A 25,667-nucleotide genomic window follows, 5' to 3' on the forward strand; every position below is an offset into this window, starting at 1 on the left:
CAGTGGCGGCCGGCTTTGCGAACCGGACTGCGTTGGATCAATACGACAAGAACTTAGAGCTGGCGCTCGAGCGTGGCATCAACACGCCGCCAGGGAGGATCGAGCCATGTTCAATCTCTACGAGATCATCGCCAATGCCCAGGGCGGCGCGGCGATGGCGAATCTCGCCCGTCTGTATGGCCTGTCGCAGCAGCAGGCCCAGGCGGCGGTGGAGGCGCTGCTGCCGGCCTTCGCGCTCGGCCTCAAGCGGACAACCGAGACGCCGGACGGGCTGAGCGCGTTCTTCGGCATGCTCGCCCGCAATCCCTACGCCGAATGGTTCGAGAATGCCGGGCGGCTGTTCGCCGATGCCTCCCAGCAGGCCATGGGCTTCCGCCCGCAGCAGCAGGCGCTGCCCGGCGAGGATGTGATGGCGCTGCTGTTCGGCTCCAAGGAGGTCAGCCGGGCGGTGGCGGCGCAGGCGGCGGCGCTGTCGGGCGTCGGCATCGAGATCACCAAGGCGATGATGCCGGTGATCGCGGCGATGATCGCCGCCGGCCTGCCGCAGGCCATGCGCGGCCAGGCCGGCATGGCCGAGGCGTTCCAGCGCGCCTTCGCGCCGATGATGCCGCCGGCGCCGGCCCCCGAGCCCGCGCCGGGCAGCCCGGCCGACTTCGCCAAGGCCTGGACGACGATGATGCAGACCATGCTCGGCCAGAGCGAGCCGCCGCGCCCGAAGGCGCCGCCGGCCGGCCCGGATATCGCGGCGATGACCGAGCAGATCCAGGACCTCGGACGCACCGGCAATGCCGCCTTCAGCAAGATGTTCGAGGCCGGCGTCGATGCCCAGAAGGCACACATGGAGCGCCTGAGCCAGATCTTCGACGCCTTCGTCGATTCCTCGAAGGCCCGCGGCTCATAAACAGAAAGTATCCGGGCCAAACCCACTCCAACGGCTCCTGGCGGCGAGGTGCTTTCATCGTCGGCGCGTCGGGTTTCCGGCGGCAACCGAGACGGTTTCCGGCCGATCTCTGGTTTCGAGCTTCTCCGCGCCCCCTCGAAGCCCCCCACCCCCGACCCCTCCCCACCGCTCGCAAAGCTCGCGGGGGGAGGGGAGAAAAGGCCGCCTCCTCTTCTCCCCTCCCCCCATGAACGCAGTGAATGGCGGGGAGGGGTCGGGGGTGGGGGGGGGCTTCGGGGGTACGGACCGGGTAGAGTCCTGACAGTTCAGACCGGGAGGATGGTCGACAGGTCTGGGTTGGGGGGTGCGGTTTATTCCGCCGCTTCGCGGGGCCCCCAACGAAAGCGCCCGCCCGGCGGGGACGGGCGGGCGCCTGTGCGGGGCCGCGGGGGGCTGGCGGCCCCGGAATATCAATTCTTCTTGCGCTCGCGGGACAGGAAGCGGGCGGCGCGGCGCTCGACGACGCGCGACACCAGGAGCCGGGTGGGATCGGTGAACGGCGACAGGCTCGCCGCATCCTGCAGATCCTGACGCTGCAGACCGATGTCCTTGAGCATGTAGTCACTCAGCTGCGCCATCTGGGCGATCTGGCGGCGCGCCTCGATGGCCCGGCCCAGCGTCACGAACGGCCACGCCAGCGTGCGGACGATGGTGCCCGCCACAGCCTTGCCCACCAGAGCCTTGGAGGTCCGCGCGGAGGAAGGCGCACAGGCGATCGTCATGGTCGTCTCCATGGAATTCGGGCGAAGCGAGTCAGCGTCGCGCCAGCGGGGGCGGACGGCGGGCCGAGTCACTCACGACGGTGAGTCATTTACGGTGTTGAACAGTTACAGAGAAAGTATGCACGAAACGAATTGATCAGACGAGCGAATGTTCCTAATCTCCAACATCACGATCGCTGATACCCCCTCCCCGACCGCGGTCCCGCCCATGGCCCACCTTCTCGACATCGACCAGTTGCGCACCTTCGTCGCCATCGCCGAGACCGGCAGCTTCACCCGTGCCGGCGAGGTGGTGCACAAGACTCAGTCGGCGGTGTCGATGCAGATGAAGCGGCTGGAGGAGCGCATCGGCCGGCCGGTGTTCGCCCGCGACGGCCGCGGCTCCAAGCTGACCGAGGACGGCGAGCGCCTGCTCGACTATGCAAGGCGCATCGTGCGGCTGAACAATGAGGCGGTGAGCGCGTTCACCGGCGCCTCGCTCGCCGGACACGTCCGGCTCGGCGTGCCCGACGACTATGCCGACCGCTATCTGCCGGAGATCATGGCGCGGTTCTCGCGCTCCTATCCCGGCGTCGAGCTGACCGTGATCTGCGAGCCGACGCCGGACCTGATCAGCCGCATCCAGGACGGCGAACTCGACCTCGCCATCATCACCAACACCGAGGGGCACTATCCGGTGGAGACTTTCCGCCGCGAGCGCCTGCTGTGGGTCGGCTCGATGCGCCACGCCACCCACGAGATCGAGCCCCTGCCGCTGGCGCTCGGACGGCCCAACTGCTCGTGGCGGCGCACCGCGCTGGAGAAGATCGAGGAGACCGGCCGCCGCAACCGCGTGCTCTATTCGAGCTGGAATGCCGGGGCGGTCGCCGCCGCCGTGCTGGCCGGGCTCGCCATCTCGGTGCTGCCGGAATCGGGCATGCGGCCGGGCATGCGCATCCTCGGCCTCGCTGACGGCTTCCCGACGCTGCCCACCGTCGACATCGGCCTCGCGCGCTCCCCGCACGAGCGCTCGGCGCTGGCCGAGGCGCTGGCCGAGCACATCATCTCCTCGCTCGACAACATGTCGGAAGCAGCCGCTGCGGCGGAATAGGCGCTGCCGCAACCAGGATGCGCTGGTTTATTTCAGCCAGCGCATCAGCATCAGGCTGTCGCTGACCTCGTAGCCGAGGCGATCGTAGAATTCGATGACGCCGGCATTGTCGCGCCGCACCAGCAGATGCAGCTTGGGCACGCCGCGCGCCTTCAGCCACGCCTCGCAGGCCGCCATCATCGCCTTGCCGAGACCCTGGCCGCGGCAGTCCTGCGCCACCGCGAGGTAGTAGACCCAGCCGCGGTGGCCATCCGAGCCGACCATGGCGGTGGCCACCAGCCGGCCGTCGCGCCGGCCGGCGAGCACGGTCGAGCCCGGCGAGGCCAATGCGAGGTCGATGTCGGCGTTGGGGTCGTTCCACGGCCGGGTGAGGCCGGCCGCGGTCCACAGCGCCACGGCGGCGGCGATCTCGTCGCGGGCGAGATCGCCGATGGCGAGGCCGGTGCCGGGGGTGGTCGCCGCGTCAGACATTGAGCAGCAGGTATTCCCGCTCCCAGGGCGAGATCACCCGCATGTAGGTCTCGAACTCGGTGCGCTTGATGGCGGCGTAGGTGGCCATGAATGCCTCGCCCAGCACCTCGGCCAGCGGCTCGCAATCCTCGAACAACGCCACCGCCTCCAGCAGGCCGCGCGGCAGCTCGAAATCGAGGCCGTGGGCCGAGCCCTCGGTCGGCTCGGTGGCCGGCAGCCCTTCCATCATGCCGAGATAGCCGCAGGCGAGCGAGGCCGCGACCGCCAGATAGGGATTGGCGTCCGACGACGGCACCCGGTTCTCCACCCGCCTTGCGTCGGCCTCGGAGGGCGGGATGCGCAGGCCCGTGGTGCGGTTGTCGTAGCCCCAGCGGGTGTTGATCGGCGCGGTGGAGTCGCGGGTCAGCCGCCGGTACGAGTTCACGTAAGGGGCCAACATGCACATCACCGCCGGCAGGTATTTCTGCTGGCCGGCGATGAAGGAGAAGAACTCCGCGGTCGGCCGGCCCTTCTCGTCGGAGAAGATGTTGAGCCCGGTGGTGGTGTCGAGCACCGACTGGTGGATGTGCATGGCCGAGCCCGGCTCGCGGGCGATCGGCTTGGCCATGAAGGTGGCGTAGATCTGGTGCTGCAGCGCCGCCTCGCGGATGGTGCGCTTGAACATGAACACCTGATCGGCAAGCTGCAGCGGCTCGCCGTGGCGCAGATTGATCTCCATCTGCGCCGCGCCCTCCTCGTGGATCAGCGTGTCGATCTCCAGCCCCTGCGCCTCCGAATAGTCGTAGATGCGCTCGAACAACGGCTCGAACTCGTTGACCGCCTGGATGGAATAGGACTGGCGGCCGATCTCCGGCCGGCCGGAGCGGCCGATCGGCGGCTCCAGCGGATAGTCGGGGTCGGTGTTGGGCTTGACGAGGTAGAATTCGATCTCCGGCGCCACCACCGGCGCCCAGCCATGGTGGGCGTAGAGCTCGGTCACCCGCCGCAGCACCTGGCGCGGCGCCACCTCGACCGGCCGGCCGTCATAATGGAAGGCATCATGGATGAGCTGGGCGGTGGGGTCGGAGGCCCACGGCACCACCGCCAGCGTCGACCAGTCCGGCTCCAGGATCAGGTCGCCGTCGGCCGGGTCGGCCTGCCATTTGTCGTCGCTGTCGGGATATTCGCCGGAAATCGTCTGCTGGAAGATCGAGCTCGGCAGCGCGAGCTGCGGCTTGGCGAAGAACTTCGCCGCCGGCATGATCTTGCCGCGGGCGACGCCCGCGTGGTCGGGCAGGACGCACTCGATCTCCTCGATGCCCCGCTTCTTGGCCCAGGCACGCCCGGCCTCCGCCGACTCAACGCCGCGCGCCTCAGGCGATCCGGCTTTCGGATCCTTCGGTTTGGCCATGATTCCTCCGGTGATGGCGCCAGGATCGGACCCGGCCGGGCCGCGGTCAAGCCATCAGCAGGTGGCGACGCCGCGGTTGAATGCAAGGCGGCCCCCCATTATACGGTTTCCGGTTGATCCGTTCGGGATCCCGGAAACGGTCTCGCCGAAAACCTCTTGTTCGGAAAGAGGATTTTCGGCGAGCGGAATACGAAACTCCGGCCTGTTCGGCCGGATTTCGTATTATACGAACAGGATCACGGCGGAATGGGGCAGCGATGGCAGACGTCATCAGGCAGCAGCAGCTCGGCGGCGTCCGGCGCGAATTTGCTCCCTGGACCGATCCGGCGGCGGTGCCGCTGATCCGGTTCGACGCGGTCACCAAGCGGTTCGGCGACGTCGCCGCGGTCGACGGCGTGAGCCTCGACATCATCGAGCGCGAGTTCTTCGCGCTGCTCGGCCCCTCGGGCTGCGGCAAGACCACCTTGATGAGATTGCTGGCCGGCTTCGAGATGCCGGATGCCGGCCGGGTGATCCTCGGCGGCGAGGACATCTCGACCGTGCCGCCCCATCTGCGGCCGGTCAACATGATGTTCCAGTCCTATGCGCTGTTTCCGCACATGAGCGTGGCGGCCAACATCGCCTTCGGACCGAAGATGGAGGGCTGGCCGCGCGAGCGCATCGAGGCCCGCGTCGATCAGATGCTGAAGCTGGTGCAGCTCGACGGGCTGGGCGGCCGCAAGCCGCATCAGCTCTCCGGCGGCCAGCGCCAGCGCGTGGCGCTCGCCAGATCGCTCGCCAGATCGCCCAAGGTGCTGCTGCTCGACGAGCCGATGGCCGCGCTCGACAAGAAGCTGCGCGAGGAGACCCAGTTCGAGCTGATGCACATTCAGTACGAGCTGGGCATGACCTTCATCATCGTCACCCACGACCAGGAGGAGGCGATGACGGTGGCCGACCGCATCGGGGTGATGGACAAGGGCCGGCTGGTTCAGGTCGGCACGCCGGCCGAGATCTACGAGCAGCCCAATTCGCGCTACGTCGCCGACTTCATCGGCGACGTCACCTTGTTCGAAGGCACGCTGGAGGGCCGGGACGGCGACGTCGCAGTGGTGCGCGAGCGGACGTCGGGCGCGCTGCTGCGCGCGCTCGCCGGCACAGCCGATGCCGCGCCGGGCGCGACCGTGTGGATCGCGGTGCGGCCCGAGAAGGCCCGCATCTCGCCCGACCCGCTGCCGCCCGATACGCCCAACGTGCTGGCCGGCGAGGTGTTCGACATCGCCTATCTGGGGGATCTGTCGATCTACAAGGTGCGCCGGCCGGACGGCACCTTCATGAAGGCGTCGCAGCCCAATGCCACGCGTCTGGTCGAGCGGCCGATCGGCTGGGACGACAAGGTCTGGCTGTCGTTCGCGCCGGAGGCCGGCGTCCTGCTGACGCGGTGAGCGCCCTCAATGGCAACCCAACGCAACGCCCCCCCCGGCCGCAATACCCGTCCCGCCCGCAACGTTCGTTTCGGCCGGCTCGCGTTGATCGGCGTGCCGGCGCTTTGGCTGACGCTGTTTGTCGCCGTGCCGTTCGCCATCGTCATGCGCATCTCGCTCTCCGAGAGCGTGATCGCCATGCCGCCCTACGAGCCGGTGTTCGATCTCTCCGCGGGGTTCGCGGCGCTGGCCGAGGCGGTGGGCCAACTCGACTTCGACAAGTACGTCTTCCTCACCACCGACCCGCTCTATCTCGACTCCTACCTCTCCAGCATCCGCATCGCCGGCCTGTCGACGGCGATCATCCTGGCGGTCGGCTATCCGATCGCCTACGCCATGGCGCGGGCGCCCAAGCGCGTGCAGCCGCTCCTGGTGATGCTGGTGGTGCTGCCGTTCTGGACCTCGTTCCTGATCCGCGTCTATGCCTGGATGGGCATTCTGGCGCGCGACGGCTTCCTCAATCAGGCACTCACCGGGCTCGGCCTGATCAGCGAGCCGCTCGACATCCTGTCCACCGACACCGCGGTGATGATCGGCATCGTCTATTCCTATCTGCCGTTCATGGTGCTGCCGCTCTATGCCAGCCTGGAAAAGATGGATGACAGCCTGCTCGAAGCCGCCGCCGACCTCGGCTGCCCGCCCTGGCAGGCGTTCTGGCGCATCACCGTGCCGCTGTCGCTGCCCGGCGTGGTGGCGGGGTGCCTCCTGGTGTTCATCCCGGCGGTCGGCGAGTTCGTGATCCCCGATCTGCTCGGCGGCTCGGACACGCTGATGATCGGCAAGACGCTGTGGAGCGAGTTCTTCTCCAACCGCGACTGGCCGGTGGCCTCGGCGGTGGCGGTGGTGCTGCTGGTGGCGCTGCTGGTGCCGATCGGCATCTATCAGCACATGCAGGCGCGCCAGCTGGAGGCGGACCGATGAAACGCTTCGGCGCCTTCCACATCGCCGTGCTGGTGGCGGGCTTCGCCTTCCTCTACGTGCCGATCCTGCTGGTGGTGATCTATTCGTTCAACGCCTCGCGCCTCGTCACGGTGTGGGCCGGCTTCTCGACGCAGTGGTACGCGGCGCTGCTGAACAACAGCCAGCTGCTCGATGCCGCGCGCGTCAGCCTGATGGTGGCCGCGGTGTCGGCCACCATCGCCACCGTGCTCGGCACGCTGGTGGCGATCGTGCTGGTGCGGTTCGGGCGCTTCCGCGGCCGGTTGGTGTTCTCCAGCCTGGTCTATGCGCCCCTGGTGATGCCCGAGGTGATCACCGGCCTGTCGCTGCTGCTGCTCTATGTCGCCGTCGCGTTCGACCGCGGCTTCTGGACAGTGACGCTCGCCCACGTCACCTTCACGCTCAGCTTCGTCGCCATCGTCGTGCAGTCGCGCCTCATCTCGTTCGACCGCTCGCTGGAGGAGGCGGCGCAGGATCTCGGCTGTCCGCCGGCCGAGACGTTCTTCCGCATCACGCTGCCGATCATCCTGCCGGCGCTCATCGCCGGCTGGCTGCTCGCCTTCACGCTGTCGCTGGACGATCTGGTGATCGCCAGCTTCACTTCGGGCCCCGGCGCCACCACCCTGCCGATCCAGATCTATTCGGCGGTGCGGCTTGGCGTGTCGCCCGAGATCAACGCCGCGTCCACCATCCTGATCGGCCTCGTCACCCTGGCGGTGATCGCGTTCTCGCTCGCAACCAAGCGCTCGGAGGTCGAGCGCCAGCGGGCCGAGCGTCGCACCGCACCTTAGAGCATCCGATCCGACCGCATCAGACCGGATGCTCTAAGCCTTTGATTCGTTGCATTTTCTTTCGCAAAAGTGGTATCCACTTTTGCAGAGAATGCTCTAGCAGTTCAAGAACCCGGAGGGGGTTTCATGCTCTACGTTCAATCCATCGAGCGTGCCCGCGAGGCCACGATCGGCCGCGAGGGCGTCTCCGAGGCGGCGCTCGGCGCGGCGCTGGCGCGCACCGAAGCGGCGCTGAAGGTGGTGCGGGGCTGGCACGCCGACGGCAGCCTGCCGCTGCTCGGCCTGCCGGCCGAGAGCGCCGATGTCGCAGCGCTGAAGCCGATCGTCGAACGCTTTGCCGGTGCCACCGACCTCGTCTTCCTCGGCACCGGCGGCTCGGCGCTGGGCGGCCAGACCGTGGCCCAGCTCGCCGACCATCTGGTGCCGGGTGCGGCGCCCTTCCGCGCCGGGCCGCGCATCCATTTCATGGACAATCTCGATCCGTTGAGCTTCGCGGCGCTGCTGGCGCACGTGCCGCTCGCCACCGCCCGCTTTATCGCCATCTCGAAGTCCGGCGGCACCGGCGAGACGCTGATGCAGACCATCGCCGTGCTCGACGCACTGAAGAAGGCCGGGCTCGAAGCACGCATCCCCGAGCTGGTGTTCGGCCTGTCGGAGCCGGCCAAGCCCGGCAAGAAGAACGGCCTGCGCACGCTGCTGGAGGGCTTCGGCGTCACCATGATGGAGCACCACACCGGCGTCGGCGGTCGCTTCTCGGTCTTGACCAATGTCGGCCTGCTGCCGGCCTTGGCCCTCGGCCTCGACGCCCAGGCGATTCGCGCCGGCGCCAAGGAGGTGATGGACGCGGTGCTGTCGGGCAAGCCGGCTGCCGAGGTGGCCCCGGCACTCGGCGCGGCAACCGCGCTCGCGCTCGCCGAGGAGCGCGGCAAGACCATCTCGGTTGTGATGGCCTATGCCGACCGGCTGGCGATGTTCACCAAATGGTACGTGCAGCTGTGGGCCGAGAGCCTGGGCAAGGAGGGCCACGGCACGACGCCGGTCGGCGCGCTGGGCCCCGTCGACCAGCACAGCCAGCTCCAGCTCTATCTCGCCGGGCCGAAGGACAAGTTCTTCACGGTCATCACCACCGGCGTCAAAGGCAAGGGACCCAAGCTCGATCCCGAACTGTCGAAGATCGCGGGCGAGCCGGACTTCGGCGGGCGCACCATCGGCGACCTCGTCGCCGCCCAGGGCCGCGCCACCGCCGATACGCTGGCGAAGAACGGCCTGCCCACCCGCACCATCCATGTCGAGACGCTCGATGAGCGCTCGCTCGGCGCGCTCTTGATGCACTTCATGCTGGAGACGATCATCGCCGCCCAGCTTCTCGGCATCGACGCCTTCGACCAGCCGGCGGTCGAGGAAGGCAAGATCCTGGCAAAGCAGTATCTGGCGGAAAGCTGATCGGCGCGCGGGGAGCGGGTCCGCCGCGTCGTGGCCGGGCATGTGTCGACCGATATCGACACATGCCGACGGGTGAGATTTGAGCGTGTCAACGTCGAGCTTGGCGCTTGACCCGTCGAGTGGTACATTACCTCAAATCGAGGCGCCCAGCATGATCGTCAGCTTTCGGGACGACTGGCTGCGCGCCTTCTTCGTGGACGATGTCGCCTCGAAGGCGATCCCGCCCGATCTCGAAAGCCGTCTGTTCCGCAAGCTTCAGATGATCGACGACGCCGCGACCGATCAGGACTTGCGCGTGCCGCCCAGCAACCACTTCTAGAAGCTGCGCGGTGCCATCGACGGCTTCCATTCGATCCGCGTCAACAAGCAATGGCGGCTGATCTTCCGGTGGGACGGCAGCAAGGGCGAGGCCTCCGATCTCTATCTCGACGATCACAGCTACCGGTGAGGTGACCCATGCTGATGACCAAGCGCAAGCCGGCAACGGTCGGCGAGATTCTGGTCGAGGAGTTCATGCAGCCCATGGGCCTGACGCAAGGGGCGCTGGCCGAGGCCATGGGCGTTCAGCGCAAGCACGTCAACGAGCTGTGCAACAACCGCCGCACCGTGACGGCGCCGACCGCGCTCATCCTGGCGCGCGTGTTCGGCAACAGTCCGGAATTCTGGCTGAACGCGCAGCGGCGAACCGATCTGTGGGAGGCGATGAATTCCCCGCGCGAGCGCGAGCGAATCGAACGGGCGAAGCCGCTCCAAAGCGCCGCGTGATCGCGCTGGTCCACGACGCTTCGTCAGCATGAACACGCCGCTCGTGGCCAACGGTTGATCCGGCCCGGTGCGCCGGAAACCGCACGCCACCGGCGGCTCAGCCGCCGGTGCCGCCCACGGTGATGCGGTCCATGCGCAGCGTCGGCTGGCCCACGCCGACCGGCACGCCCTGCCCGGCCTTGCCGCAGGTGCCGACGCCGGGGTCGAGCTCCAGGTCGTTGCCGATCATGGTGACGCGGTGCAGGTCGGAGGGGCCGTTGCCGATCAGCATCGCCCCCTTCACCGGCGCGCCGACCTTGCCGTTCTCGATGCGGTAGGCCTCGGTGCAGTTGAAGACGTACTTGCCCGAGGTGATGTCCACCTGCCCGCCGCCGAACGACACGGCATAGAGCCCGTTCTTCACCGAGGCGATGATCTCCTCCGGGCTGTGGCTGCCGCCCATCAGAACGGTGTTGGTCATGCGCGGCATGGGGATGTGGGCGTGGCTCTCGCGCCGGCCATTGCCGGTGGGTTCCATGCCCATCAGCCGGGCGTTCTGGCGGTCCTGCATGTAGCCGACCAGGATTCCGTCCTCGATCAGCACCGTACGGTGCGACGGGGTTCCTTCATCATCGACCGTGAGCGAGCCGCGCCGGCCGGCGATCGTGCCGTCGTCGACCACGGTGACGCCCTTGGCCGCGACCTGCTGGCCGAGCAGGCCGGCGAAGGCCGAGGTCTTCTTGCGGTTGAAGTCGCCCTCCAGGCCGTGGCCGATCGCCTCGTGCAGCATGATGCCCGGCCAGCCTCTGCCCAGCACCACGTCGAGCTCGCCGGCCGGCGCCGGCACCGCTTCCAGATTGACCAGCGCCTGACGCAGCGCCTCGTCCACCGCCGCCTTCCAGGTCTCGGGCGCGATCACCCGCTCGAAGCCCTCGCGGCCGCCGAGACCCTGGCTGCCCGCCTCCATGCGGCCGCCCTGCTCGACCACCACGCTGACCGACAGCCGCACCAGCGGGCGGACGTCGCGCACTCGGGCGCCGTCGGCGCGGAAAATCTCGACCACCTGCCACGTGCCGGCGAGACCGGCCGACACCTGCCGGACGCGGGGATCGCGGCTCCGCGCATAGGCGTCGATCTCGGCGAGCAGCCGGGTCTTGGCTTCGAAGCCGGGCGTCTCCAGCGGGTTGTCGTCGCCATAGAGGCGGATGTTGGTGCGGTCGGGCGGCAGCGCCAGCGTGCCGCGATAACCCGACGCCACCGCCCGCACCGCATCGGCGGCGCGCAGCAGCGCCGCTTCCGACAGCGAGGAAGCGTGGGCGTAGCCGGCGGCCTCGCCCTTCACCGCCCTGAGGCCGAACCCCTGGGAGGTGTCGTAGCTCGCCGTCTTCAGCCGGCCATTGTCGAAGACCAGCGACTCGTTCTGACAGTATTCGAGGAACAGCTCGCCGTCGTCGGCCCCCTCCAGCGCGTTGCCGAGAAGCCGCTCGATCGCCCTCAGGCTGAGGCCCAGACAGGCGAACAGCGACAAGGTCTGGACGGCGGGTGGCTGGGTCGTCCTGGAGGGGGTTCCGGCGAGCAGAGAATTGGGGGCATGCATCTCGGGCTCCAAGTTCGATCCCCAGAACCTAGGGTCCCGGCCGGACGATTGCCAGCTTGCGCAACGTCAGGGCAGCTTGTCGAACCCGTCGCCGAAGCCGTTGAGCAGCAGCGGGATGCCGATGCCCTCCTCGGGCGTCTGGAAGATGATGAAGGTGGCCTGCTTGCCGGTGCGGAGCTGGGCGAGCAGCTTCTCGTCCATCACCACCTCGGCGACGCAGCCATTGGGCAGGCAGCGCACGAAGCCGGCGCGGCCGATGTCGGCATCGTCGATGCGCAGGCCGAGGCCGGAGGGCAGCAGCACGCCGAGCGGCGCCAGCACCCGCATCAGCCGCGCCTTCTGGTCGGCGGTCTTGAGCACGATGACGGTGAGGCCGACATTGGGCCGGTCCTCGGCGGTGACGCTCTGCACCAGAGCGCACTGCTCGCCCTGCGAGCCGGGCGGGGTGTCGCAGCGTATCTGCCAGTCGCCATGCACGGACTTGACCACGCCCTGGGCGCTGGCCGGCCCGGCGATGGAGGCAGCGAGCGCCGCCGCGGCAAGGATCCGAACGCCCCAGAGCTTCGTCATCGTCAACGCCTCCGCCGGCACGAATCGTCGCGCCGGCCCTGTCCAATCTGCCATGTCATCGGGACATCGCCCAAAAATCGTGTCAAGAACAAGGGCAAGTTTGCCAAACCGGCACTCGGGCCGCCAGCCCGCCCGCTCAAGCTTGCCCGCCTTTCGCCTGCCCTTTAGGGTCCGCGCGAACACGGAACGCACCCATGCACTATGTCTCGACCCGGGGCGAAGCCCCGGTGCTCGGCTTCGCCGACGCGCTTCTTGCCGGTCTTGCCCGCGACGGCGGGCTCTACGTCCCCGACCACTGGCCCGCCTTCGAGGCCACGACCTTCGCCGGCTTTGCCGGCCAGCGCTATGCCGACGTCGCCAAGGCGGTGATGGCGCCGTTCGTCGGCGGCTCCATCGCCCCCGACGCGTTCGGCCGGATGGTCGAGGACGCCTATGCCGGCTTCCACCACCCGGCGGTGTGCCCGCTGGTCCAGCTTTCCGAACGGGAATGGGTGCTGGAGCTGTTCCGCGGGCCGACGCTGGCGTTCAAGGACGTCGCCATGCAGCTGCTCGGGCGGCTGATGGATCACGTCCTGGCCGAGCGCAATGAGCGCGCCACCATCGTCGGCGCCACCTCGGGCGACACCGGCGGCGCGGCGATCGAGGCGTTCCGGGGCCGCGAGCGGGTCGATGTGGTGATGCTGTTCCCGCACGGCCGGGTGTCCGACGTGCAGCGGCGGATGATGACCACCCCCACCGACGCCAACATCCATGCGGTGGCGATCGAGGGCACGTTCGACGACTGCCAGGCGATCCTGAAGGCGCTGTTCAACGACCATGCCTTCCGCGACACCGTGCGGCTGTCCGGCGTCAACTCCATCAACTGGGCGCGGCTGGTCGCCCAGATCGTCTATTACGTCACCGCCGCGGCGGCGCTCGGCGGGCCGCAGCGCAAGGTGGCGTTCTCGGTGCCGACCGGCAATTTCGGCGACGTGTTCGCCGGCTATGTCGCCACCCGCATGGGCCTGCCGGTGGAAAAGCTGATCGTCGCCACCAATGTCAACGACATCCTGGCCCGCACGCTGGCCAGCGGCGTCTACGAGCCGCGCGAGGTGGTGGCGACCACCTCGCCGTCGATGGACATCCAGGTGTCGTCCAATTTCGAGCGCCTGCTGTTCGATGCCGGAGGCCGCGACGCCGCCAAGGTGCGCCGCCAGATGGCCGACCTCGCGGAGACCGGGCGCTTCGCGGTCGATTCCCTGACGCTTGCCGCCATCGGCAACGTGTTCGGCGCCGCCCGCGCCGACGAGGCGGAGGTCAAGGCCACCATCGCCGACACCTGGAAACGCGCCGGCTATCTGCTCGACCCGCACACCGCGGTGGGGCTCGCCGCCGCCCGCAAGGTCGAGACGGCGTGCGACGTGCCGGTGGTGGTGCTGGGCACCGCCCACCCGGCCAAGTTCCCCGATGCGGTGGAGGCCGCGAGCGGCACCCGCCCGGCTCTGCCGGCGTCGCTCGGCGACCTGATGAGCCGGCCGGAGCGGATGGCCGTGCTGCCCAACGATGCTGCCACTGTGGCCCGCTTCGTCGCCGCGCGCTCGCGCGCCGTCCGCCCGGGAGCCGCGGCATGACACTGCGCCTGACGCGCCTGGAGAGCGGGCTGACCGTCGCCACCCACACCATGCCGGAGCTGAAGACCGCCGCGCTCGGCGTGTGGGTCGGCGCCGGGGCGCGCCATGAGCGCGCCGACGAGCACGGTATTTCGCACCTGCTGGAGCACATGGCGTTCAAGGGTACGCGGCGGCGCACGGCGCGGGCGATCGCCGAGGAGATCGAGGCGGTGGGCGGCGACCTCAACGCCGCGACCTCGGTGGAGACCACCGCCTATTACGCCCACGTGCTGAGCCAGGACGTCTGGCTCGGCCTCGACATCCTGGCCGACATCCTCACCGACTCGGTGTTCGACCCCGACGAGCTGGCGCGCGAGCAGAGCGTGATCGTCCAGGAGATCGGCGCCGCCAACGACACGCCGGACGACATCGTCTACGACCATGTCCAGGCGGTGGCGTTTCCCGGTCAGGCGATCGGCCGCTCGATCCTGGGCACGCCGGACTCGGTGCGCGGGCTCGGCCGCGACCGGCTGACCGACTATCTGGCCCGCCACTATCTCACCGGCCAGACGGTGGTGGTGGCGGCCGGCGCCGTCGAGCACGACCGGATCGTCGCAGCCGCCGGGGCGCGGCTCGCCGGCATCGCCCAGGGCATCCCGCCCGAGCCGCCGGCGGCGGTGTGGCAGGGCGGCTCGCTGATCGACGCGCGCGACATCGATCAGGCCAACATGATCCTCGCCTTCGAAGGCGTGGACTATCACGACCCCACCTATTACGCGCTCCAGGCCTTCACCATCGTCGTCGGCGGCGGCATGTCGTCCCGCCTGTTCCAGGAGGTGCGCGAAAGCCGCGGGCTGGCCTATTCGGTGTTCGGCTTCCACTGGCCCTATGCCGACACCGGCCTGTTCGGCGTCTATGCCGGCACCGACGAGTCCGACATCGCCGAGGCGATGCGGGTGATCGCCGGCGAGCTCGACGCGGCGGCCGGCAACATCACCGCCACCGAGGTGGCGCGCGCCAAGGCGCAGATGAAGGCCGGCCTGCTGATGGCGATGGAGCGGCCGGCCTCGCGCGCCGAACAGATCGCCCGCCAAATCCTGTTCCACGGCCGCCCGCTCGATCCCGACGAGGTGGTCGCCCGCATCGACGCGCTCTCGGTCGAGGACGTGCGGGGTGCCGGACGCGCCATGCTCGACCGCGGCAAGCCGGCCTTTGCCGGTGTCGGACCGGGCGGCGGTCTTGAATCCGCGGCCGGCATCGCCGACAGTCTGGGCCATCCGGTGGCGTGAGGCGCCGGTGAGACCGGACGAGGCGGCATGGGATTGTTCGGACCAGTCCCCTGGTCGGAGCCGTCGGTTCCGGCCATCGGCGGCGCCGGGGTGGTGCTGCGCACGCCGCAGATGGCCGACTATGAGGCGTGGGCCGGGCTGCGCGCCCTGAGCCGCGACTTCCTCAAGCCGTGGGAGCCGATCTGGCCGGCCGACGACCTGACGCGCGGCGCCTTCCGCCGCCGGCTCCGGCGCTACGCCCGCGACCAGCGCGAGGACCTCGCCTACCCGTTCTTCGTGTTCCGCGCCGAGGACGACGTGCTGGTCGGCGGGGTCACCCTGTCCAATGTGCGGCGCGGCGTCGCCCAGAGCGCGTCGCTCGGCTACTGGATGGGCCTGCCCCATGCCGGGCGCGGCCACATGAGCGCGGCCGTCGGCGCGCTGGTGCCGTTCGCGTTCCGCACGCTGCGCCTGCATCGGATCGAGGCGGCCTGCGTGCCGACCAATCAACCCTCGATCCGCCTGCTGGAGAAGAACCGGTTCGAGCGCGAGGGCTATGCCCGGCGCTATCTCTGCATCAATGGCGAATGGGCGGACCACTACCTCTATGCCCGCGTGCGGGAGGAGTGAGAGTCACCGCGGGGCGGCGATGATCACCGCGGCACCGACGAGGCAGATCGCAGCCCCGGTGATGTCCCAGCGGTCGGGGGAGACGCCTTCCACCGCCCACAGCCAAGCCAGCGACGCGGCGATATAGACGCCGCCATAGGCGGCATAGGCGCGGCCCGCTGCGGCGCTGTCGACCTGGGTGAGAAGCGTGGCAAACAGGATCAGCGAGCCGAGGCCGGGTACCAGCCACAGCGCCGACTTGTCCAGCCGCAGCCACGCCCAGAAGGCGAAGCAGCCGGCGATCTCCGCCAAAGCGGCGCCGATATAGGCGAGTGCCGTGGCCATGGTCTGTCGGGGCCTGCCGTGGTCGGAAGGACGCGTCAATTCCAACGGCCCCGGACGCTGACGCGTGGGGCCGTCGACTCTCGCGGATTTTCTTTCGGGAAATCAGAGATTTCTCGAAAATCCGCGATCGGAACCAACGGTCCGCTTTCGCGGCCGTTGGTATAAGTTATTGTTTGAGCATGATGTGTTCGCAAAACCGGTTCCCACTTTTGCGCATCATGCTCTACGGCGCGCAGGTGCAGTTCGCGTCATGGGCGGCGAGGACGCCGTCCAATGTCGCCTTGAACGCCTGCGACAGGCGTTCGGCCCCGGCCTCGGCCTCGGCCAGCCACGCCTCGACCTCGACCGCCGACAGCGCGTCGGCCGCCGCCGGATCGAGCCGCGTGCCGGTCCGCATCGCCGCCCGTGCCGCTGCCAGCGTCGCCAGGGCGGAGCCGGCATCCGGCGCGTCGGCCGGCAGCAGGCCGGCATCGATGGCGGCCCGGCGGGCGCGGGCGGCAAGGTCGCCGCCGCTGTCGGGCCCCGAACCTGCCCCGGCGCTCGCCGCCGGACCGCTGCCGGCGTTCCCCGGCGTCGAGACCACCGCCGTGACGTCGTTCGCCTTCAGGTCGCTTGCCCTAAGTTCGCCCGTCATCGCGCCGCCCGTCGTCGCGCCGCCGGTCGTTGCGACGCCCTCGGCGGCCGGAGCCGATCGTGCCATGGCTGCGGCATCGCGGATGGCGGCCAGCCGGCTTTCCACCGGGGTGAACGCCCGCCGATAGGCCGCCACCACCCCGGCGGCCCCGGTGCACAGCGTCGGCACCGCCCGCTGCTTCATGTACTGGTCGAGCTCGAGAATCGTCCGCGCGGCGGTGTAGAGCAGCGGATCGCGGGCGAGTTCGGGGTCGCCGCCGCGGCGCGACGCGACGCCCGCGGCGATGCGGATCGGCATGCCGGCCGCGCCGCGCGCCGGCTTGGCCGGGCGGAACGACAGCCCCCCTGACGGCAGGTCCGGATTGCCCTTGCGCATCGCCTCCGAAGCCTGACGCAGCTCGACCAGCGCACCGGTGCGCACTCCCTCAAGGGCCGCGCGATAGGCGCCGGGGCAATCCTTCACCGTCCAGGCGAAATCGTCGCCGGCCGGCGGCTGGCCCTGGATGCGGGCATCGACCAGCACCCGGCCGGTGGCCTGCCCCGCCGGCCCCGGATCGGCCGAGCGCACCTGCAGCGGCAGCAGCACGCGGGCGCCCGGCGCCAGCGTGCGCACCTCGGCGCGGACCAGGGCCCCCTCCACCCGCCACGGGCCGGACGGCTCGGCGCGCGCGCCATCGAGCTGAGCGGTGACGGCGATGCGGGCGAGCGGCACCGTCCCGTGATTGGTGAGGGCGATACGCAGCGTCCGCGACACGCCCGGCGCAACCGCCTTGCCGGCGGCGATCGACGCATCGCCCGGCACCACCTCGACCGCGAGCCCCGGCGGCGGCGCGGCCGGGGCCGGACGGCCGGCCTCGAAGGTGTTGGCCGGCGGCGGCAAATTGCCCGGCGGCAGCAGATTGGCCGGCGGCGCCGTCGGCATGGCGGGCATGCCCACGGCCTCGTCGATCATCCGGCCGACGTCAGTCGCCCCGGATGGCTGAGCCTGCCGGGCAGATCCCTGGACAGCGTTTTGGGCAGTCGCGGCCGTAGCGGACCCGAAGACGACCGCGGCGAGCAGGAGGCGGAGCAGCATGGCGGTGGTGTCGGCGTGAACACGGTTGGACGGCAGGCGGAACGGACGGCACAGGGGCGATGCGGATCCGGCCCGATCGGGCCTAACCACGATCGCCCCGGCCTCGACTTTGAGCAAGGCTCAGCCTGAGGCAAGGCCAACTTGAGATACGACAAACTCGAACGCGGCGCTGGTCTCCACCCGGCCAAGGTCTCGACCCAGCCAAGGTCTCGACCCGGCCGAGCTCGAAGAGCCCCGAGGTCCAGAATAGCCAAGGTCCAAGGTCGCCCATCCCGTCGCTTCTCCCCTGCCCTCCTCCCGGGCCGAGGCCGACATTCGAATCAGGGCGTATCCGAGGCCAGATCGCCTGCACCCTCCACCGCGGGCACCGCGCCATTGGCGGCGGTGTTCGAAGCCGCCGAGGCCGGCTCGGCGGCGCGGCGGACGGCGCGCTCCAGAAGCGGTGCGGCGGCGCCCGAGCGGCGAATCAGGCTTTCGGCATCCGGCACCACCGCGGGGCTGTCCCAGGGGCCGCGGATGATGAAGGGCAGTTCGAACCCCGCTCCGGCGGCGCGGACCAGCGCGGCGATGCCCTTGAGGTCCAGCGTGCGCTCGCCGACCGAGGCGGTGCCGAACACCGCCACCCGCACCGCCGGTCCTTCCATCACCACGTCGTCGCAGGTGGCGACGCCGTCGGTCACCCGGACCTGGACGGCCAGCCGGTCGAACGTCGTGCGGCCGCCGCGCAGGTCGCCGGTGCCGGCCAGCGGCCGCTTCTCGATGCGGCGCAGGATCTGCTCGATATTGACGCCGGTCAGCGCCCCTGCATCGGCATTGATCTTGACCTCGCCGGTGAGGCTGCGGGCGATCGCCGCCGGGCTCGCGCCCTGCCCTTCCAGCCCGACCACCAGGGCGCCGCGGCCCTCGAACCGGCGCGCGCCGAACAGGGTCTGGCCGAAACGGTCGAGATCGATGTCGCTGGCGACCGCATCGACCCGCAGGTCCACGCCCCCCGCATTGGAGGCGACCGCCAGCGTGCCGCGCAGCATGCCGTCGAACGCCTCGGCCTCGCCCAGCGTCAGCGACAGGCGGCCGCCGCGCAGCAGCACGGCGCCTGCGGCATGGCCGAGGCTCGCCTGCCCGAACACGATGCGCCCGGCCGACAGGCGGATGTCGGCATTGGCGGTTGTGAGAACCGTGGTGTCGAAGCGTTCGCTGGTCCAGCCGCCGGTGCGGCGGGGGGCGAAATCGACGAAATAGGGGGTGAGCGTCAGCGTCTCCGCCGCCAGCGTGCCCTGCACGATCGGCTGGCCGTTCTCGAAGCGCACCGTCAGCCCGCCCTCGGCGCGGTTGCCGTCGATCTCGAGGCTGGCGCCGCGCAGCGCGAACTGGCGGCCCGACACTGCGAGGTCGCCCTTCAGAGCGAAGCGGCCGAGCCCGCCGCGCACCACCGGGTCGAGATCGAACCAAGCCAGCGCCGTGCGCAGCGCGCTGCTGTCGGCCGCCACGGCGCCCTCGAGCTGAAGCGCGCGGTTGAACACGGCGTGCCCGTCGAACGACACGGCGGCGGCGGGCGCGGTCATTTTGAAGCGTACGGCCGAGCGGGCGCCGCGGGCGAAGGCGGCGGCATCGCCGATCGACAGATACGCCTCGATCGGCTCGTCGCGCAGCCGCATGGTGCCGGACAGCGTGATCGCCGTGGAGCCGTGCTCGATATCGGCAGTGACGTCCTCGAGCCGCTCGATGGCGCCATCTGGGCCGTCAATGTCGATCCGCCCGCCATTGATGCGGATGTCCGGCGCCGAGCCGGCGGCGGCGGCCGGCACCAGCGGGCCGCCATTGACGGACCAGGTGATCTCGGGCTGGTCGAGCACCACCTCGTCGACCTCGACGCGGCCGGACAGCAGCGGCAGCAGCTTCAGCGTGGCGGTCAGGCTCGGCGCCGTGAAGGCGGCGGGCCCCTCCCCGCGCATCGCGACATCCTCGAACAGCGCCGCCGGGCGTGGCCAGGCCACCACCCGCAGATTGCCCGCCGCGAACGAGCGGCCGGCATCCTTGCCCAGCGCAGCGTAGACGGCCGCGTGCACATCCTGGTTGCTGACCGCCACGCGCAGCACGACGGCGCCAACCACCAGCACGCCGGCAAAGCCGGCGAGCGCAAAGGCGACGGACTTGACGAGGGATCGCGCGGTCACGGCAGCCACACCAAAAAGAGGAGGCACCGGCGGGTGCGGAGCCGGGACATTGGCGGTGCTCTGTGACGCTTTCAAGGCTCGAAACGGTCGCGAATCAGGCCTTTGCGGTGATCCTCCGATCCGTCATCCCCCCGCTGGTCATCCGCCGACGTGCACGCGGCGATAGCGCCGGCCGAGGCTGGTCAGCACCTCGTAGCCGATGGTGCCGGCGGCCTCGGCATAGTCGTCGACGCCGAAGCGCTCCGACAGCAGCGCGATGGTGTCGCCGCGCTGAACGGCATCGGCGGGCGCGTCGGTGACGTCGAAGGCGGCGAGATCCATCGAGATGCGCCCGACCAACGGGCACGCCACCCCGCCGGCATAGCCCAGGACGCGCGCGCCCGGCCGCGCCGAGGCGGCGCGCAAGAGACCATCGGCATAGCCGGCCGAGACCACGGCGATGCGGCGGGTGGCAGGCGCCGTCCAGCGGGCGCCGTAGCCCACCGTCTCGCCGGGCGGCACGGTGCGGGCCTGGATGATGCGCAGGTCGAGCCGCACCACCGGGCGCATCGGGTTCGCCGTCCAGGGCGTCGGGTTGCCGCCATAGAGCGCGTAGCCGGGGCGGGCGAGGTCGAAATGCGCCTCCGGTCCCAGGAACACGCCGGCCGAATTGGCGAGCGAGGCCGGCACGCCGGGAAACAGCGCCCGCACCTCGCGAAACAGCGCGATCTGGCGCGCCGTCATCGGGTGGTCTTTCTCGTCGGCGCAGGCGAAATGGCTCATCACCAGCGACACCGGGGGCTGGCCGCGCGGCCTCAGCGCCAGGGCGCGGGCCTCCTCCGGCCGCAGGCCCAGCCGGTTCATGCCGGTGTCGAGGTGGAGGGCGGCGCCCTCGCTCCAGCCGGTGCGGGCGACGAACGCCTCCCATTCGGCAAGCTCGCCGAGATCGCCGATCACCGGCCGCAGGCGGGCGGTGGCGAAGGTCTCGGCCGCCCCCTGCGGCAGGCCGTTCAGCACATAGATCGCGGCGTCCGGCACGGCGGCGCGCAAGGCCCGGCCTTCCGCCGGCAGCGCCACGAAGAAGGTGGTGCAGCCGGCTGCGCGCAGCGCCCGGCCGGCTTCGGCTGCGCCGCAGCCATAGGCATCGGCCTTGACCACGCCGGCGCACGCGGCCGGCGCGAGGCGCGCCGCCAGCGCACGCCAATTGGCGACGAGGGCGGCAAGATCGATGGTGAGGACGCCACCGGCGAGATCGGGGGTGCCGGCGGGGAGAGGCTGAACGGCGGGCATGGCGGACTCGGAGACGGAAAACTCCAGTCTAGCAGACCGAATCGTTCACGAACCTCTGCGAATGCCGGCCGGCAGCGTGGCGCCTGCTTCAGAGGACCGCCGTCAGTGGACCGTTGCCGCCTCCGAGGCCGGCTCGCCGGCAATGACGATGCGTTCCGGCTCCAGAAGGTCGAGGCCGCCATCCGCCCCGTCCGCGAGGGTGTGGATCAGGAAATGGGTCGGCTTGTCGTCCTTCGCCTCCATCACCGGCGACGGCGCCGAGACGATGCGCAGGCTGCCGCAGGCGCCGATCCAGTCGATATGGCGGTGGCCGTGCATCACCACCGCGCCCGGCAGGATCTGCTGCAGGCGGCGCACGAACCAGCTGCCATTGACCAGCGCGGTGCCGATGCGCTCGGACAGGTGCTTCGCCGGCATCGGATATTCGACCACGTGGTGATGCAGGGCGACCAGCCAGCGGGCGGCGGGATAGTGCGCCTTTGCGATCTCGATGCCGCGCACCTGCGCGGCCGACACCAGCCCCAGCGCGTTGGTGAAGGAGAAATGGGTGTCGGCGTTCGAATCGAGCAGGATGAGGCCGAGGCCATCCTCGGTGTCGGGCGGATAGACCAGCGGGAACAGGCCGGCCCACAGATCGGCCATCGCCAGAATGTGGTGCAGCGTGCCGGTGTCGGCGAACTCGCGCATCGCCGCGCGGTGCGGCGCCAGGGCTTCGTCCAGCGTCGGGCCGATCCGCCCAGCTGCGACATCGACGACGCGCACGCGCCCCCCCTGCACCGCCGCCATGGCCGAGATGGTGCGCAACTGGCGCAGCCGCTTGTTGGGGCTGAACGGCATGTCGAGCCGGGCCGGGTTGGAGCGGTCGACGACATTGACGTCGTGGTTGCCCGGCAGGATCAGCAGCCGTTCGGCCAGCGCCGGATGGCGCGCGAGCGCGTCGAAGAACTCGGCCCACTCGGCCGAGCGGCCGGCATCGGTGACGTCGCCGGTCACCAACACCACGTCGAGCGGCTGGGCGGCGTGGAGAGCGTCGAGGCGGGCCAGCGCGTGCCGCAGCCGGCCGTTGCCGCGCGAGCCGGCGCGGCCGGACTCGAGGCGGAAGCCGTAGCGCTCGCCGACCGCGTGGATGTCCGACAGGTGGGCGATGCGCCAGCGCCGCCGCCCCGGCTCCGGCGGTGGTGCGAAGCGGATGTCGCGCGGCTGGGCCATCGCCGCATCGGCGAAGCCCCACACCAGCGCGGCAGCGGCGAAATAGCCGACGATCAGCACGAAGCCGTTGGCGAGCGCGGCGAGCGCGAGTTGGCTGGGCTCGGCGAGGTCGGCGGCGGTGCCGACCCAGCGGGTCCTGGGCCACACCAGCACCACCAGCAGCACCGCCGGCACCGCCACGACGAGGCCGGCAACCGCGGCGATGGCCGCGCGGAGCGCCGCCCGGCGCTCGGCGCTCGCCGTCGAGGCCAGCAGGGATTCGGCAAGCTGGCGCAGCGCCTCGCGGGCCATGGCGTAGATCGGCTGCACCGCCAGCGAGTTGAGCGCCCAGAAATTGTGCTCGGCCATCCGTATCAGCCGCGGCCCGCCAAACCAGCCGAGTGCGACGACGCCGGCCAGCAGCAGCGCCGAGCCCAGCCCCGACAGGGCATAGGCCACCTTGGCCGATACCGTGGACAGCCAGATCGAGGCGACGAGCGGCGCCAGCCCGAGCAGCAGGGCCGGCGCGCCGATCAGGAGCACCCAGGTGAGAGCGAGCTTGGGCAGATTGATCTCCGCCAGCAGGGAGCCCGCGAGCGAAAGCAGCGAGCGCTGCTTGGTGCTCGATGCGTCGTCCTCGGCATCACCCTGCCGCGGGTCGATGATGGCCGCCATGGGCACCCCGCTGTGGTCGAAATTATTCTCAGAACGAGCCGAACACCGTGCCGAGGCCGATGACGGCGGCGAGCGCCAGAATCGCGCCGACGATGCCGACCATGACGATGTCGAGATAGCCCTGCTTGTGGGTGGTGCCGCACACCGCGAGCAGCGTCACCACCGCGCCATTGTGCGGCAGGCTGTCGAGCGTGCCCGAGCCGATCACCGCCACCCGGTGCAGCAGCGCCGGATCGATGCCGAGCTCGGCGGCGAGCTTCATGTAGGTCGAGCCCAGCGCATCGAGGGCGATGGTCATGCCGCCCGAGGCCGAGCCGGTGAGCGCAGCCAGGATGTTGGTGGAGGCGGCGAGCGACACCAGCGGCCCGCCCTGGATCGACAGCACCCAATCGCGCACCATCTCGAACGCCGGCATGGCCGCCACCACCGCGCCGAAGCCGACGAGGCTCGCCACGCTGAGCACCGGCAGCACCGAGGCGTTGGCGCCGGCATCCATGGTGGCGCGCAGTTCGGTCAGGCGGCGGGAATTGAGGATGATCGCCACCAGGATGGCGGAGGCGAGCGCTACCGCCACCGACCACACGCCGCCCACCGCCGACAGCGAGGTGGAACCGAAACGCGGCTCGGCGAGGAAGGCGAGGTCGAGACGCGGCAGCACCACGAACGACATCAGGAGGTTCACCAGCACCACCACGACCAGCGGCGCGAACGCCACCGCCACCGAGGGGCCGGCGGCGGCGTGGCTACCGCGATTGATCTCGGCCGGGTCGAACTCGCGGGCGGTGCTGGCGCGCTCGCGCACCACCAGATCGTCTGCCGTATCATCGACGCTGAGCGGCAGCACCGCGCCGAACCCCTCGCCGCGGCGGCGCGCCGCGGCTTCCGCCCGCGCCAGCCACCACAGGCCGAAGCCCAGCATGATGACGGAGGCGATGAGGCCGAGCCCCGGCGCCGCGAACGGCGTGGTGCCGAAGAACGGCATCGGGATGGCGTTCTGGATCGCGGGCGTGCCGGGCATCGCCGACATGGTGAAGGTGGAGGTGCCGAGCGCGATCGCCGCCGGCATCAGCCGGCGCGGAATATTGGCCGAACGGAACAGCGCCTCGGCCATCGGCGCCAGCACGAAGAAGGCGACGAACAGGCTGACGCCGCCATAAGTGACGAGCGCGCCGGCCAGCACCACCGCCAGCACGGCGCGCTGCGGCCCCATTTTCTCGGTCATGAAGCGGGCGATGGTGGTGACCGAGCCCGAATCGTCCATCAGCTTGCCGAACAGGGCGCCGAGCAGAAACAGCGGAAAGAACTGGGCGATGAAGCCCGCCGCGCTGCCCATGAAGGTCTGGGTCCAGTGCGCCAGAAGCGGCTCCGACGAGAACGCGGCGGCGATCAGCGCGCCGGCCGGGGCCAGCAGCAGCACGCTCCAGCCGCGAAACGCCAGGAAGATGAGAAGGCCGAGACCGACCAGAATGCCAAGGAGCCCCATGGTCAGACGCCCTCGAGCAGCACGTCGAGGTTCACCGACGACGTGACGCCGATCTTGTCGCCGTCCTTCTCCAGGAAATCGTCGGCCGAGCGGCGGCCCTCCTCATGCAGCATGCTGAGGAACTCCCACTCGGCATTGAGCTTGGAGGAATAGCCGAGCGAGGCCATGATGCCGTTGCGCACCATGTGGATGCGCATCTTCGCCCACTGCGCCCCCTCGCAATTGCCGGGATCGGCGACCTGGCGCAGCAGGGCGATCATCCGCAGCTCCTTCAGCAGCACGGCGTTGAAGGAGACCTCGTTCAGCCGATTGAGGATATCGCGGGCGGAACTGGGCGTGCCCGGCCGCTCGACCGGATTGATGGGGATGAGGATGGTGTCGTCGGAGTCGAGTTCGCGCACCAGCGGCGTCATGGTCGGGTTGCCGGAATAGCCGCCGTCCCAATAGGGCTCGCCGTCGATCTCCACCGCCTGGAACAGCGTCGGCAGGCAGGCGGAGGCCATCAGCACGTCCGGCGTGATCTCGCCATTGCGGAACACCCGGCCGCGGCCGGTGCGCACATTGGTGGCGGTGATGAACAGACGGATCGGCGAGGTCTTCAGCCGCTCGAAATCGATCAGCTCCTCCAGGATGCCGCGCAACGGATTGTTGCCGCCGGGATTGAGGTCGTAGGGCGAATAGAGCCGCGACATCAGATCCATGGTCACGAACAGCGGCGAATTGTCGAGCGACCAGCGGCCGAGCATCCGGTCAAGCGGGCTGCGCTGGAACGGGCTGAAGCGCGCCGCATCCGACACCCGCTTCCAGAACCCGGCCAACGCCGCGCGGGCGCCCTCCGCGCCGCCGGCGGCGTAGCCGTCGGCCAGCACCGCGGCGTTCATCGCCCCGGCCGACGTGCCGGAGATGCCGTCGATCCTGAGCCAGGGCTCCTCCAGCAGGCGGTCGAGCACGCCCCAGGTGAAGGCGCCGTGCGCGCCGCCGCCCTGCAGCGCAAGGTCGACGAGCTGGGGCGCGCGCCGGGTTGTCGGCTTTCGGCTCTCGACGGCGGTCATCCGACATCCTCCTGCTGTGGTTGCGCCCCGGCGGGCACCGGGGCGAGGCCCGCCCGATCGAGGTCCGAAAGCGGGGGGCTCAATGCTCGCGGCTTCCGGGCGCCCGGCAACCTGCGGATCGCCCCGATCCGCCAAGACATGTCGCTG

General features: G+C 70.1%; 22 protein-coding genes and 1 pseudogene. 11 read left to right on the forward strand and 12 right to left on the reverse strand.

Translation table 11 applies throughout. The features are described 5' to 3' along the window. Positions 1-106: 106 nt before the first annotated feature. Positions 107-901 carry a DUF937 domain-containing protein gene (locus BLTE_RS12435; RefSeq protein ID WP_160140601.1) on the forward strand — a complete coding sequence of 265 codons (795 nt, stop codon included), beginning with the start codon at positions 107-109 and terminating at the stop codon, positions 899-901. A gap of 449 nt (positions 902-1,350) precedes the next feature. Here the strand turns inward: BLTE_RS12435 and BLTE_RS12440 are convergent, their stop codons facing one another. Further along, positions 1,351-1,662, reverse strand: coding sequence for a DUF1127 domain-containing protein (locus BLTE_RS12440; protein WP_160140602.1), 312 nt, complete (start codon positions 1,660-1,662; stop codon positions 1,351-1,353). Positions 1,663-1,870: 208 nt separating this feature from the next. On the opposite strand from BLTE_RS12440, the gene BLTE_RS12445 reads away from it, so the two are divergent. Next, on the forward strand, positions 1,871-2,752 hold the full coding sequence (locus BLTE_RS12445) for a LysR substrate-binding domain-containing protein (RefSeq protein ID WP_126401013.1): 882 nt from the start codon (positions 1,871-1,873) through the stop codon (positions 2,750-2,752). A gap of 27 nt (positions 2,753-2,779) precedes the next feature. On the opposite strand, the gene BLTE_RS12450 is transcribed toward BLTE_RS12445, so the two are convergent. Beyond that, positions 2,780-3,223, reverse strand: a complete 444-nt coding sequence (locus BLTE_RS12450) for a GNAT family acetyltransferase (protein ID WP_126401014.1) — start codon at positions 3,221-3,223, stop codon at positions 2,780-2,782. Further along, a complete protein-coding gene (locus tag BLTE_RS12455) occupies positions 3,216-4,613 on the reverse strand; it encodes a glutamine synthetase family protein (RefSeq protein ID WP_126401015.1) in 1,398 nt (465 codons plus the stop codon). Before BLTE_RS12455 ends, BLTE_RS12450 begins: the two co-directional genes overlap by 8 nt. Positions 4,614-4,870: 257 nt before the next feature. Here BLTE_RS12455 and BLTE_RS12460 point away from each other — a divergent pair, with 257 nt between their 5' ends. The 6 genes and pseudogenes from BLTE_RS12460 to BLTE_RS12485 all read left to right on the forward strand — a co-directional run bounded on the left by BLTE_RS12460 (position 4,871) and on the right by BLTE_RS12485 (position 10,014). Next, on the forward strand, positions 4,871-6,037 hold the full coding sequence (locus BLTE_RS12460; protein WP_126401016.1) for an ABC transporter ATP-binding protein: 1,167 nt from the start codon (positions 4,871-4,873) through the stop codon (positions 6,035-6,037). A 9-nt stretch (positions 6,038-6,046) separates the two neighbouring features. Beyond that, a complete protein-coding gene (locus tag BLTE_RS12465) occupies positions 6,047-6,997 on the forward strand; it encodes an ABC transporter permease (protein ID WP_126401017.1) in 951 nt (316 codons plus the stop codon). Next, positions 6,994-7,806 (forward strand): ABC transporter permease subunit, encoded by an 813-nt coding sequence (locus BLTE_RS12470; RefSeq protein ID WP_126401018.1) that lies wholly within the window; start codon positions 6,994-6,996, stop codon positions 7,804-7,806. The genes BLTE_RS12465 and BLTE_RS12470 overlap by 4 nt, the downstream gene beginning before the upstream one ends. A 126-nt stretch (positions 7,807-7,932) precedes the next feature. After that, positions 7,933-9,249: a glucose-6-phosphate isomerase gene (locus BLTE_RS12475; RefSeq protein ID WP_126401019.1), complete on the forward strand. Its 1,317-nt coding sequence runs from the start codon at positions 7,933-7,935 to the stop codon at positions 9,247-9,249. A 151-nt stretch (positions 9,250-9,400) separates the two neighbouring features. Further along, positions 9,401-9,697 (forward strand): annotated as a pseudogene (locus BLTE_RS12480) (type II toxin-antitoxin system RelE/ParE family toxin). Positions 9,698-9,705: 8 nt separating this feature from the next. Continuing rightward, complete coding sequence (locus BLTE_RS12485; protein ID WP_126401020.1) at positions 9,706-10,014, forward strand: HigA family addiction module antitoxin; 309 nt, start codon at positions 9,706-9,708, stop codon at positions 10,012-10,014. Positions 10,015-10,111: 97 nt separating this feature from the next. On the opposite strand, the gene tldD is transcribed toward BLTE_RS12485, so the two are convergent. Both tldD and BLTE_RS12495 read right to left on the reverse strand, forming a co-directional pair. Next, positions 10,112-11,590, reverse strand: a complete 1,479-nt coding sequence (gene tldD, locus BLTE_RS12490; protein ID WP_126401021.1) for a metalloprotease TldD — start codon at positions 11,588-11,590, stop codon at positions 10,112-10,114. Between the two features lie 66 nt (positions 11,591-11,656). After that, positions 11,657-12,160 (reverse strand): invasion associated locus B family protein, encoded by a 504-nt coding sequence (locus BLTE_RS12495; RefSeq protein WP_174769548.1) that lies wholly within the window; start codon positions 12,158-12,160, stop codon positions 11,657-11,659. Positions 12,161-12,354: 194 nt separating this feature from the next. Between BLTE_RS12495 and thrC the strand changes: the two genes are divergently transcribed. The 3 genes from thrC to BLTE_RS12510 are packed head-to-tail and all read left to right on the forward strand — an operon-like array spanning position 12,355 to position 15,647. Next, complete coding sequence (thrC, locus tag BLTE_RS12500) at positions 12,355-13,770, forward strand: threonine synthase (protein WP_126401023.1); 1,416 nt, start codon at positions 12,355-12,357, stop codon at positions 13,768-13,770. Further along, complete coding sequence (locus BLTE_RS12505; RefSeq protein WP_126401024.1) at positions 13,767-15,038, forward strand: M16 family metallopeptidase; 1,272 nt, start codon at positions 13,767-13,769, stop codon at positions 15,036-15,038. The genes thrC and BLTE_RS12505 overlap by 4 nt, the downstream gene beginning before the upstream one ends. Before the next feature lie 27 nt (positions 15,039-15,065). Next, entirely contained in the window at positions 15,066-15,647 is a 582-nt protein-coding gene (locus BLTE_RS12510; protein ID WP_126401025.1) for a GNAT family N-acetyltransferase, read from the forward strand. A gap of 3 nt (positions 15,648-15,650) precedes the next feature. Here BLTE_RS12510 and BLTE_RS12515 read toward each other — a convergent pair whose 3' ends face one another. The 7 genes from BLTE_RS12515 to BLTE_RS12545 all read right to left on the reverse strand — a co-directional run bounded on the left by BLTE_RS12515 (position 15,651) and on the right by BLTE_RS12545 (position 25,520). Next, positions 15,651-15,971 (reverse strand): YnfA family protein, encoded by a 321-nt coding sequence (locus tag BLTE_RS12515; RefSeq protein WP_126401026.1) that lies wholly within the window; start codon positions 15,969-15,971, stop codon positions 15,651-15,653. Between the two features lie 223 nt (positions 15,972-16,194). After that, entirely contained in the window at positions 16,195-17,535 is a 1,341-nt protein-coding gene (locus BLTE_RS12520) for a hypothetical protein (protein ID WP_126401027.1), read from the reverse strand. A gap of 464 nt (positions 17,536-17,999) precedes the next feature. Continuing rightward, on the reverse strand, positions 18,000-19,853 hold the full coding sequence (locus BLTE_RS12525; RefSeq protein ID WP_126401028.1) for an AsmA family protein: 1,854 nt from the start codon (positions 19,851-19,853) through the stop codon (positions 18,000-18,002). Between the two features lie 138 nt (positions 19,854-19,991). Next, a complete protein-coding gene (gene alr, locus BLTE_RS12530) occupies positions 19,992-21,122 on the reverse strand; it encodes an alanine racemase (RefSeq protein ID WP_126401029.1) in 1,131 nt (376 codons plus the stop codon). A 102-nt stretch (positions 21,123-21,224) separates the two neighbouring features. After that, a complete protein-coding gene (locus BLTE_RS12535) occupies positions 21,225-22,985 on the reverse strand; it encodes a metallophosphoesterase family protein (RefSeq protein ID WP_126401030.1) in 1,761 nt (586 codons plus the stop codon). 28 nt (positions 22,986-23,013) lie between these two features. Continuing rightward, a complete protein-coding gene (locus BLTE_RS12540; protein WP_126401031.1) occupies positions 23,014-24,468 on the reverse strand; it encodes a GntP family permease in 1,455 nt (484 codons plus the stop codon). 2 nt (positions 24,469-24,470) lie between these two features. Then, positions 24,471-25,520, reverse strand: a complete 1,050-nt coding sequence (locus BLTE_RS12545; protein ID WP_126401032.1) for a patatin-like phospholipase family protein — start codon at positions 25,518-25,520, stop codon at positions 24,471-24,473. Between the last annotated feature and the right edge of the window lie 147 nt (positions 25,521-25,667).

It is taken from the genome of Blastochloris tepida (genome assembly GCF_003966715.1).
In the GTDB taxonomy this organism is placed as follows: Bacteria; Pseudomonadota; Alphaproteobacteria; order Rhizobiales; family Xanthobacteraceae; genus Blastochloris; species Blastochloris tepida.

Coding starts and splice junctions, on each gene's coding strand:
- BLTE_RS12510 (WP_126401025.1), top strand. CDS start 15,066: ATGGGATTGTTCGGACCAGTCCCCTGGTCGGAGCCGTCGGTTCCGGCC.
- BLTE_RS12450 (WP_126401014.1), bottom strand. CDS start 3,223: ATGTCTGACGCGGCGACCACCCCCGGCACCGGCCTCGCCATCGGCGAT.
- thrC (WP_126401023.1), top strand. CDS start 12,355: ATGCACTATGTCTCGACCCGGGGCGAAGCCCCGGTGCTCGGCTTCGCC.
- BLTE_RS12520 (WP_126401027.1), bottom strand. CDS start 17,535: ATGCCCGCCATGCCGACGGCGCCGCCGGCCAATCTGCTGCCGCCGGGC.
- BLTE_RS12455 (WP_126401015.1), bottom strand. CDS start 4,613: ATGGCCAAACCGAAGGATCCGAAAGCCGGATCGCCTGAGGCGCGCGGC.
- BLTE_RS12515 (WP_126401026.1), bottom strand. CDS start 15,971: ATGGCCACGGCACTCGCCTATATCGGCGCCGCTTTGGCGGAGATCGCC.
- BLTE_RS12465 (WP_126401017.1), top strand. CDS start 6,047: ATGGCAACCCAACGCAACGCCCCCCCCGGCCGCAATACCCGTCCCGCC.
- BLTE_RS12460 (WP_126401016.1), top strand. CDS start 4,871: ATGGCAGACGTCATCAGGCAGCAGCAGCTCGGCGGCGTCCGGCGCGAA.
- BLTE_RS12540 (WP_126401031.1), bottom strand. CDS start 24,468: ATGGGGCTCCTTGGCATTCTGGTCGGTCTCGGCCTTCTCATCTTCCTG.
- BLTE_RS12445 (WP_126401013.1), top strand. CDS start 1,871: ATGGCCCACCTTCTCGACATCGACCAGTTGCGCACCTTCGTCGCCATC.
- alr (WP_126401029.1), bottom strand. CDS start 21,122: ATGCCCGCCGTTCAGCCTCTCCCCGCCGGCACCCCCGATCTCGCCGGT.
- BLTE_RS12470 (WP_126401018.1), top strand. CDS start 6,994: ATGAAACGCTTCGGCGCCTTCCACATCGCCGTGCTGGTGGCGGGCTTC.
- BLTE_RS12495 (WP_174769548.1), bottom strand. CDS start 12,160: ATGACGAAGCTCTGGGGCGTTCGGATCCTTGCCGCGGCGGCGCTCGCT.
- BLTE_RS12475 (WP_126401019.1), top strand. CDS start 7,933: ATGCTCTACGTTCAATCCATCGAGCGTGCCCGCGAGGCCACGATCGGC.
- tldD (WP_126401021.1), bottom strand. CDS start 11,590: ATGCATGCCCCCAATTCTCTGCTCGCCGGAACCCCCTCCAGGACGACC.
- BLTE_RS12440 (WP_160140602.1), bottom strand. CDS start 1,662: ATGACGATCGCCTGTGCGCCTTCCTCCGCGCGGACCTCCAAGGCTCTG.
- BLTE_RS12485 (WP_126401020.1), top strand. CDS start 9,706: ATGCTGATGACCAAGCGCAAGCCGGCAACGGTCGGCGAGATTCTGGTC.
- BLTE_RS12505 (WP_126401024.1), top strand. CDS start 13,767: ATGACACTGCGCCTGACGCGCCTGGAGAGCGGGCTGACCGTCGCCACC.
- BLTE_RS12545 (WP_126401032.1), bottom strand. CDS start 25,520: ATGACCGCCGTCGAGAGCCGAAAGCCGACAACCCGGCGCGCGCCCCAG.
- BLTE_RS12435 (WP_160140601.1), top strand. CDS start 107: ATGTTCAATCTCTACGAGATCATCGCCAATGCCCAGGGCGGCGCGGCG.
- BLTE_RS12535 (WP_126401030.1), bottom strand. CDS start 22,985: ATGGCGGCCATCATCGACCCGCGGCAGGGTGATGCCGAGGACGACGCA.